Origin of the sequence: Micromonospora sp. NPDC048169, assembly GCF_040652815.1 — a bacterium.
Classification (GTDB): Bacteria; Actinomycetota; Actinomycetes; order Mycobacteriales; family Micromonosporaceae; genus Micromonospora.
In genome coordinates, this window is the sequence record NZ_JBEZMS010000011.1 from 176,006 (window position 1) to 185,187 (window position 9,182).

8 protein-coding genes are annotated in these 9,182 nt (G+C 71.7%); 5 read left to right on the forward strand and 3 right to left on the reverse strand.

Translation table 11 applies throughout. The features are described 5' to 3' along the window. Positions 1 to 67: 67 nt before the first annotated feature. Positions 68 to 733 (forward strand): GPP34 family phosphoprotein, encoded by a 666-nt coding sequence (locus tag AB0D28_RS13090; RefSeq protein WP_357385298.1) that lies wholly within the window; start codon positions 68 to 70, stop codon positions 731 to 733. Between the two features lie 67 nt (positions 734 to 800). Here AB0D28_RS13090 and AB0D28_RS13095 read toward each other — a convergent pair whose 3' ends face one another. Then, the gene (locus AB0D28_RS13095; protein ID WP_357385300.1) at positions 801 to 2,999 is read right to left on the reverse strand and encodes a (Fe-S)-binding protein; all 2,199 of its coding nucleotides are present in this window, start codon (positions 2,997 to 2,999) and stop codon (positions 801 to 803) included. Between the two features lie 180 nt (positions 3,000 to 3,179). Further along, the gene (locus AB0D28_RS13100) at positions 3,180 to 3,443 is read right to left on the reverse strand and encodes a cell division protein CrgA (protein ID WP_357385302.1); all 264 of its coding nucleotides are present in this window, start codon (positions 3,441 to 3,443) and stop codon (positions 3,180 to 3,182) included. Between the two features lie 231 nt (positions 3,444 to 3,674). Between AB0D28_RS13100 and AB0D28_RS13105 the strand changes: the two genes are divergently transcribed. Genes AB0D28_RS13105 through AB0D28_RS13120 form a run of 4 tightly spaced genes read left to right on the forward strand, consistent with a single transcriptional unit; the run spans position 3,675 to position 6,692 of the window. Then, the gene (locus tag AB0D28_RS13105; protein ID WP_145824166.1) at positions 3,675 to 4,481 is read left to right on the forward strand and encodes a DUF881 domain-containing protein; all 807 of its coding nucleotides are present in this window, start codon (positions 3,675 to 3,677) and stop codon (positions 4,479 to 4,481) included. Beyond that, entirely contained in the window at positions 4,478 to 5,782 is a 1,305-nt protein-coding gene (locus AB0D28_RS13110) for a class E sortase (protein WP_357385304.1), read from the forward strand. The genes AB0D28_RS13105 and AB0D28_RS13110 overlap by 4 nt, the downstream gene beginning before the upstream one ends. Before the next feature lie 3 nt (positions 5,783 to 5,785). Continuing rightward, positions 5,786 to 6,037, forward strand: a complete 252-nt coding sequence (locus AB0D28_RS13115) for a hypothetical protein (protein ID WP_357385306.1) — start codon at positions 5,786 to 5,788, stop codon at positions 6,035 to 6,037. Positions 6,038 to 6,041: 4 nt separating this feature from the next. Further along, positions 6,042 to 6,692 carry an aminodeoxychorismate/anthranilate synthase component II gene (locus tag AB0D28_RS13120; RefSeq protein WP_357385308.1) on the forward strand — a complete coding sequence of 217 codons (651 nt, stop codon included), beginning with the start codon at positions 6,042 to 6,044 and terminating at the stop codon, positions 6,690 to 6,692. Positions 6,693 to 6,871: 179 nt separating this feature from the next. On the opposite strand, the gene pknB is transcribed toward AB0D28_RS13120, so the two are convergent. Next, on the reverse strand, positions 6,872 to 8,707 hold the full coding sequence (gene pknB / locus AB0D28_RS13125; protein ID WP_357385310.1) for a Stk1 family PASTA domain-containing Ser/Thr kinase: 1,836 nt from the start codon (positions 8,705 to 8,707) through the stop codon (positions 6,872 to 6,874). Positions 8,708 to 9,182 lie beyond the last annotated feature (475 nt).

Consider the following 9,182-nt stretch of genomic DNA (forward strand, 5'->3'; position numbering starts at 1 on the left):
AAGGCCGTCGATGCGCGTGATTGTGGCACGCGAACGGCGATGGTGGACCCCCCGTAGCGTGGTGTGCATGGACGGTCTGCTGCTCACCGACGAACTGGTCCTGCTCGCGTACGACGACGACGGCGTCAACCGGCTCGGCAGCCCGCACCTCGGCTACGGCCTCGCCGGGGCGGTGCTGCTGGAACTGGCCCTGGCCGGCCGGGTGGAGGTGGCGGACAAGCGGCTCGTGGTGACCGATCCCGCCCCGACCGGCGTACCGCTGCTGGACGAGGCGCTGGCGACCGTGGGAACCGGCCGCGCGCGCAAGCCGAAGGACTGGATCGGCAAGCTCGCCCGGGGGCTGCCGGACCGGGTGCTCGGCGGGCTCGTCGACGCCGGGGTGCTGCGCCGGGAGTCCGGCAAGGTGCTGCTGGTCTTCCCGCGTACCCGCTATCCCTCGCCGACCGGCGCCCAGCCGCCGGCGGAGACGGCGGCCCGGCAGCGGATGGCGGCGGCGCTCACCACCGACGGCCCGGTCGACGCCCGGACCGCCGCGCTGCTCACGCTGACCCGCGCGGTCGGCCTGGATCGCAAGATCTTCCGTGAGCTGCCCAGGCAGCGGGTCAAGGCGCGGATCGAGGAGATCGCCGCCGGCGACTGGGCCTCGGACGCCGCCAAGAAGGCCATCGAGGAGATGCAGGCCGCGCTGCTGGTCGCCAGCACGGCCGCGGTGGCCGCCGCCTCGTCCGGCTGAGACGCGACGGCGGCGGCACCGCACTGGTGCCGCCGCCGTCGTGGTCCGGCTCCTGCCGGGGTACGCCTCAGCTCGCGGAGGGTGCGACCTCCGGCTCACCGGCCGGGGCCTCCGGCTTGACCGAGCGCAGCAGCACGCTCGCCACGTCGACCACCTCGACCTGCTCGCCCGCGCCCTTGCCGTTGACGCCGTCGTTCAGCATCGTCGAGCAGAACGGGCAGCCGACCGCGATGGTCTTCGCGCCGGTGGACATGGCCTCCTCGACCCGGTCCACGTTGATCCGCTTGCCGATCTTCTCCTCCATCCACATCCGGGCGCCGCCGGCGCCGCAGCAGAAGGAGCGCTCGCTGTTACGCGGCATCTCGGTCAGCTCGCCCTGGATCGAATCACCGAGCACCTCGCGCGGGGCCGCGAAGATCCGGTTGTGGCGGCCCAGGTAGCACGGGTCGTGGTAGGTCACGCCGCCGTCGACCGGCTGGACCGGGGTGAGCTTGCCGGCGCTGACCAGGTGGGCCAGCAGCTGGGTGTGGTGCACGACCTCGAACTCGCCGCCGAGCTGGCCGTACTCGTTGCCCAGGGTGTTGAAGCAGTGCGGGCAGGTGGCGACGATCTTGCGCTTGTTCTTCTCCCGGCCCTCGAACGCCTCGTTGAGGGTCTCGACGTTCTGCTGGGCGAGCATCTGGAAGACGAACTCGTTGCCGATACGCCGCGCCGGGTCGCCGGAGCAGGTCTCGCCCTCGCCCAGGATGGCGAACTTGACGCCCGCCTCGTTGAGCAGCGTGGCGACCGCGCGGGTGGTCTTCTTCGCCCGGTCCTCGAACGCGCCGGCGCAGCCGACCCAGAACAGGTATTCGAAGTCGTCGACCTCACCGACGCGCGGCACCTCGAACCCGAGGCCCTTGGTCCAGTCCTCGCGGGTGTTCTGCGGGGCGCCCCACGGGTTGCCCTTGTTCTCCAGGTTGCGCAGCATGACGCCGGCCTCGGACGGGAAGCTCGACTCGATCAGCACCTGGTAGCGGCGCATGTCGACGATGTGGTCCACGTGCTCGATGTCGACCGGGCACTGCTCGACGCAGGCGCCGCAGGTGGTGCAGGACCAGAGCACGTCCGGGTCGATGACACCACCCTCCTCGGCGGTGCCGATCAGCGGCCGGTCCGCCTCGGCCATCGCGAGCACGTCCACCCCGGCCAGCTGCTCCTGGGTGGCCTTCTCCTCGCCGGTCAGGTCCTTGCCGCCGCCGGCCAGCAGGTACGGCGCCTTGGCGTACGCGTGGTCGCGCAGGCTCAGCACCAGCAGCTTCGGCGACAGCGGCTTGCCGGTGTTCCAGGCGGGGCACTGCGACTGGCAGCGACCGCACTCGGTGCAGGTGCTGAAGTCGAGCAGGCCCTTCCAGGTGAACTGCTCGACGTGGGCGACGCCGAACTGGTCCTTCTCCGGGTCGGCCTCCTCGAAGTCCAGCGGCTTGCCCTCGCTGGTCATCGGGCGCAGCGGGCCCAGGCCGGAGCCGGCCGGCTTCTCCGGGTCGCGCTTGAAGAAGATGTTCGGGAAGGCCAGGAAGCGGTGCCAGGCCACGCCCATCGTGACGTTCAGCGAGATCACGATGAGCCAGGTCATCGAGATGCAGATCTTGATGAGCGCGGCGACGCTGACGCCGGCCTCCCAGCTCGGGAGCACCGAGCCGACCGCGTGGCTGAGCGGGGCGGCCCAGACGGGGTACTCGAAGTGGTCGGTGGCGACCTTGAAGCCCCGGATCACGAACCCGAAGATCAGGACCAGCAGGACGACCCACTCGACGAAGTAGCCCTGCCACATGGTCGAGCCGGTGAACCGGGACCGGTTCTCCGCGCGGCCGGGCCGGTTGCGCAGCCGGATCACCATCAGCACGACGATGCCGATCAGGCCGAGGATGCCGATCCACTCGGTGACCAGGCCGAAGATCGTCCAGTGCCCGATGATCGGCAGCCCGCCGCCGGTCGAGACCACCTCGAAGTAGGCCTCCAGCACCAGCAGCGACAGCACGATGAAGCCGACCATCACGAACCAGTGGGCGGCCCCGACCACGCTCCACTTCAACATGCGGGTGTGACCGGCGGTCTCCACCAGCATCTGCTTCGTACGCGCGCCCTTGTCGCCGAACCGTTCCGGCGCGGGCTGGCCGAGCCGGATGACGGCGGTCATCTTCATGACCGCGCGCACCGCAAGCCACACCGCAACGGCGGTGATGGCGGCCGCGAGGATCGTGGTGACGATCTGGACGCTGCCCATCGAGTTGGCCTCCCGGTCTGCTGCTTTGTCCGTGCAGCCTACGCGCAAGGTTACCCAGCAGTAACGTGAGTCTTCTCGCACCAGGCCACGCCGCCCTGCGCACACCTTAGGTGCAGCGGCACCGAAGTGCCGGGCAGGGGCGGCGTGGCGTGACCTACGCCGTGGCGGGGCAGCGCCCGATCAGCGCCAGCGGGAGAGCAGGATCAGCGACGAGACCATCGCGCCGAACCCCACAGCGAGGTTCCAGTAACCCCAGGTGGCGACCGGATACGCCTGCTCCGAGAGGTAGTAGACGACCAGCCAGCCGATGCCCACCACGATCAACGCGACAGCGGTGACCGGAAGCCAGATCGGGCTAGGCTTGCGCGTCGACGCCGTCGCCGTCGGACGAACGTCCGTCGGCGGGGTGTACACCTTCTTCTTGCGGACCTGAGACTTGGGCACGACGCTCTCCAGAGGGGGGTACGACCTCGTCCGGCCTGACAACCGGGCGCGAGGGCGACGGTCCATGGCCAATAATGTTCGACAGCTAGCGTAGTCCCGACGGACCGTCCAGGCCATGAATGGGGCCAGGACGGTGCACTCAGTAACCGGAAAGAGCGGACTTTCCGGGTCGAGCAGGTCGGCTCGCACCGGCGCGGGCCGGAAACGAGACGACGGGAAAGGGAACGCCCGGTGGAGTACACGTCCGGTGCCGCCTCCTGGCAGAAGGTCCTCCGCCGCGCGGCAGCCGCCCTGCTGCCCCGGCGCGCACGCCAGCGCCGCCCGGGCTGGTCCGTCGGCGTACCCCTGATCGCCGCCGCGGCCGGTCTGCTGTTCACCACGACCGCCACCACCGCGGGCGGCACCTCGCTGCGTGAGGACCGCCGGCCCCAGCTCACCCAGCTGATCGAGGACCGGCGCGAGGAGGTCGCCGCCAGCGAGGCCAAGGCCGCCCGGCTCCGCGCCGAGGTGGAGGAGCAGACCGAAGCGCTCGCCGGCGCCGACGGGCCGATCAAGACCGAGCGGGACCGGGCCGCCGCCAGCCGGCAGGCGGCCGGATTCACCGCGCTCACCGGCAGCGGCGTGACAGTCGAGCTGAACGACGCCGACCGCCGGCCCGACCAGCCGCTGCCGAAGGGCGCCAGCAACGACGACCTGGTGGTGCACCAGGGCGACGTCCAGGCCGTGGTCAACGCGCTCTGGGCCGGCGGCGCGGAAGCCATGTCAATCATGAACGTCCGCGTGCTGAGCACCAGCGCGGTACGCTGCGTCGGTAACACCCTGCTGCTGCACGGCCGGGTTTACTCCCCTCCTTTCAAGATCGTGGCAATCGGCGATCCCGCGGAACTCCAGCGGGCGCTCGCCGCCTCTGAGGGAGTGCGGGTGTTCAAGGAAGTGGCCGACCACTACCAACTCGGGTACGTCGAACGCGTCTCCACGGTCACCGTGCCCGCCTTCGAGGACTCCACCGCGTTGCAGTCGGCGACGGTGCCCCGGTGACCGGCGGCGACCCGCGGGCACGTGCCGGTCACGACCGCGAGGAGGAACCCACCGCGTTCCTTCCTCGGGTCGAGCGTCCGGCACCCGCCCCGGCGTCGCCACGGCCGCTCGACCTGCCCTGGCCCGAGGCCGGCCCCGCACACACCGCCCCGGTCCGGCGCGGCCCGGCCGCCCGGCCGCACCGCCCACCGCCCGCACCGCCCCGGGCCACTCCGCCGCCCGGCCCGCCGCCGCCGTGGCCGGGCAGCCGGGCACATCAGCCGATCGGCGCCTCCCACCCGGAGGCCGACCCCCGGCGCCGCCCACCGGCGCGCGAGCCTTCCGGGGGTACGCCCCGGCCGCCCGGCGTACCCCGTTTCGGCGGGCCGACCGGCGCGGACCGCAATCCGCCGGTCGACCCCGGAGCGACAACGGTGCTGCCCGCCGTTCCCCGCCCGCCCGCCGATCCCCGCCTGGACGCGACCGGGCTGATGGGCGCGGTGCCCCCGGCGCCGGACGCCGGTGACGACGGCCCGCCGGCCGAGCCGCCCCGTCCCCGTCGCGGCGAGCGGGTGGTGCGACTGCGGCCGGAGCAGACCGGCGACGGCTACCGCAGCGTCCACTCCGAGCTGACCCGTCCCACAGTCGGCTCCCGGGTGCGCACCGTCGTGCGCGGCACCGGCGAGCTGCTTATCACCTTCGGCCTCGTGGTGCTCCTCTTCGTCGGGTACGAGATCTGGGGCAAGTCGGTCCTCGTCGAGGCTCACCAGAACGACCTGAGCAGCCAGCTCGCCCAGCAGTGGGACACTCCCGCGGACCCGACTGTCGGCCCGACCAGCCGCCCGGCCGCCACGCCGAAGCCACCGGCCAAGGGACAGCCGGTCGCCGGCCTCTACATCCCCAAGTTCGACAAGCACTGGGTAGTGGTCGAGGGGGTCGACCCGGAGGACATCCGGTACGCCCCGGGCCACTACCCGGACAGCGCCCTGCCCGGCGGGGTCGGCAACTTCTCCGTCGCCGGTCACCGCATCCGCTCCACGTTCTGGCGGCTGGACGAGCTGACGACCGGCGACGCCATAGTGGTCGAGACCAGGTCCGACTGGCTCGTCTACCGCGTCTACGAGCAGCGGATCGTCAAGCCCTCCCAGGTGGAGGTGGTCGCGCCGGTGCCGGGCAAGCCGGACCAGAAGGCCACCGAGAAGCTGCTCACGCTGACCACCTGCAACCCGAAGTTCGACAACTACCAGCGGCTGATCATCCATGCCCGGCTGGACCACGCGCAGGCGAAGTCGGCGGGCCGCCCGGCCGAGTTGGAGGCGTGATCCGTGTACGCGTGGATCTGGCGCAAACTGCCGTTCGGGCTGCCCGGAAAGCTGATCGGCTCGCTGCTGCTCGCCACCGCCACCGTCGCGCTGCTCTGGTTCGTGGTCTTCCCGTGGGCCGAGCCGCTGCTGCCCTTCGACGACGTGCAGGTCACCCAGGACTCCGGCGTGCCGGGCGACGGCGGGCCGCCCGGCGAGGAGCTGCCGTACAGCACCGAGACGAACAACGCCCCACCCTCCACCCCGAACAGGTGACCCGATGCGCGTTCTGGTGATCGACAACTACGACTCGTTCGTCTTCAACCTCGTGCAGTACCTCGGCCAGCTCGGGGCCGAATGCGACGTGCGGCGCAACGACGAGATCGACGTCGCCGAGGTGGGCCGCGCCGGTGCCGCCGGCGTCCTGCTGTCGCCCGGTCCGGGCAGCCCGGATCGGGCCGGCATCTGCCTGGACGTGATCCGCGAGTACGCCGGCAAGCTCCCGATCTTCGGCGTCTGCCTCGGCCACCAGGCGATCGGCGAGGCGTTCGGCGCGACCGTCGCCCGCGCGCCGGAACTGCTGCACGGCAAGACCTCTGAGGTACGCCACGACGGCGTGGGCGTGCTCGCCGGCCTGCCCGACCCGTTCACCGCCACCCGCTACCACTCGCTTGCCGTACTGCCCGAGACGCTCCCCGACGAGCTGGAGGTCACCGGCCGGACCGCCTCCGGCGTGGTGATGGCGATGCGGCACCGTTCGCTGCCGATCGAGGGTGTGCAGTTCCACCCGGAGTCGGTGCTGACCGAGGGCGGTCACCTGATGCTGGCGAACTGGCTGGCCGCCTGCGGCTTCCCGGCGGCGCTGGAGCGCGCCCCGGAGCTGGCCGCCGAGGTGGACGCCCGCCGCCAGGCGGCCTTCTCCCCAGCCTGACGGCCGCCTCCCGCCCGCCCCCATCCGCCTCCCTCTCCGTCGATCATGAAGTTGGCGGGGATAAATCGGACGCTCAGTGCCGCTAAGTTCATGGTCAACGGGAGAAGCAGGGCGGAGATGCGAGCGCGGCGGCGGCCCCGGGATCGGGGACGCCGCCGCGTCGGTCGGTCAGGTGAAGGTCAGCGGTCGGTACGTGTCGGCGCGATGGTCGGGAACGGGAAGCCACTGCCGCCGCCGTTGCCGCCGCCGTTGCCCGGCGTGCTCGGGGACGTGCTGGGGGTGACGCTCGGCGTCGGGCTCGTGGGCTCCTCCTCGCGCGGCACGTCGACCTCGATGGTCACCGTCTCGCCCTTGGCCAGCTTCCTATTGGGCGACGGGGACTGACCGCTGACCTTGCCCACCTGGGCCGGTTCGACCTCTTCGCCGTCGACCACCTTGACCCGGTAGCCGGCGTTCTCAAGCTGCTTCCTCGCCTGGTCCTCGGTGAAGCCGCGGACGTCCGGCACCTCGGCGACGTTGCCCTTGGAGACCTCGAGCGTCACCTTGGTGTTCGGGGCCACCGTGCTGCCCTCGTCGGGCGACACGTTGACCACCTGTTCCTTCGGGGCGCTGTCGGTGACGTCCTTGCGGACCACGGTGAGCCCCAGGCCTTCCAGGGTCGCCTTCACGCTGGTGAAGGTGCCACCCTTGAGGGCCTGCGGGATGGTGACGTCGTCCGGACCGGCGCAGATCTGGACCGTGACCTCGCTGTTCTTCTCCACCCGCTGGCCGAACGGCGGGTTCTGCTCGACCACGGTGCCCTTCTTGCACTCGGCGTTCTTGACCGGGTCCCCGGGGGCGAAACGCAGCCCGGCCTGGCTGAGCGCGGCCTGCGCGTCGGCCTGCGTGCGGTCCACCAACTGCGGCACCGACACCTTCTCGTTGCCGGCCTGGTTGAGCCAGAGCGCGGTGCCGAGCGCGATCACCGCGAGCACACCGAGCGTGGCGAACGCGGCGATGACCCAGGACGAGGTCTTGCGCTTGCCCGGGTCGCCGACCCGCGCCACCGGCTGCTGGCGGGTCTGCGGGCCCATCATCTGGGTCTGCTGCGCCTGCTGGTAGCCGCCGCCCGCGGCGGAACCCATCGCCATGGTCTCGTCGGCCGGCATCACCGGGGTGGCGAGCACCGGGCGTCCGGCGGCGGCGCGGAGCAGGTCCGCCCGCATCTCGCCGGCGCTCTGGTAGCGGTTGAGCGGGTTCTTCGACAGCGCCTTGAGCACGATCGCGTCGACAGCGGGGTTGACGTCCGGGTTGATCGTGCTCGGCGTCGGCGGCTGTTCCCGTACGTGCTGGTAGGCGACGCTGACCGGACTGTCCCCGACGAACGGCGGGTGGCCGCAGAGCAGCTCGAACAGCACGCAGCCGGCCGCGTAGACGTCGGAGCGGGCGTCGACCGCCTCGCCGCGCGCCTGCTCGGGAGACAGGTATTGCGCGGTGCCGATGACCGCGCTGGTCTGCGTCATCGTGGTGGCGCCGCTGGCGAGCGCCCGGGCGATGCCGAAGTCCATCACCTTGACCTGGCCGGTCTGGGTGAGCATCACGTTTCCGGGCTTGATGTCCCGGTGGATGATCCCGTGCCGGTGGCTGAACTCCAGCGCCGCGCACATGTCGGCGCAGATCTCCAGCGCCCGGCGCGGCTGGAGCCGCCCCTCGACGCCGAGGACCTCCTTGAGGGTCCGGCCGTTGACGAACTCCATCACGATGAACGGCAGGGTCTCGCCCGTGGGGGCGGTCTCCTCGCCGGTGTCGTAGACGGCGACGATGGCCGGGTGGTTGAGCGAGGCGGCGTTCTGCGCCTCACGGCGGAACCGCATCTGGAAGGTGGCATCCCGGGCCAGGTCGGTACGGAGCATCTTGATCGCGACATCCCGCCCGAGCCGGAGGTCACGGCCGCGGTGCACCTCCGCCATGCCGCCGTAGCCCAGCAGCTCGCCGACCTGGTACCTGCCACCGAGCAGGCGGGCCTGCGCTGTCATCGCGTCTCTCGTCCTTCGCTCGTCGTCGTACCGCCGTCGGCCGGCAGGAGGCGTACCTCACGACGGTACGACGTGCGGACCGGATAGTCGCCTCCGTACGGCCGCACCGCGCCGGAGGTCACGCTCACACTCGCCGGAGCGGATGCGGTAGCACCGTATTTCCGGTACAGGAACGAAATCACGCCCGAACAGAGGATGACCAGTACGGCCACCACGATCGCCGTCGTCCACAGCCCGGACCGGGAGCGCCGGGGCGGTGCGGGGGCGGGCGGTCGCGCGTACCCCATGGGGTTGTGCTGGGGCATGGGGCGGGGCTGCGGGACGGGGGCCGCGCCGCGCGGCGCCACCGGCGGGCGGGGCTGCGGGACGGGGTGCGCGACCACCGCGGGGTGCGGCGTGACCGGCGGGCGGGCCGGGGACACGGGCGGCCGGGGTTGCGGGCGCGGGGCGGGGGCCGCGCACCACGACGACGACC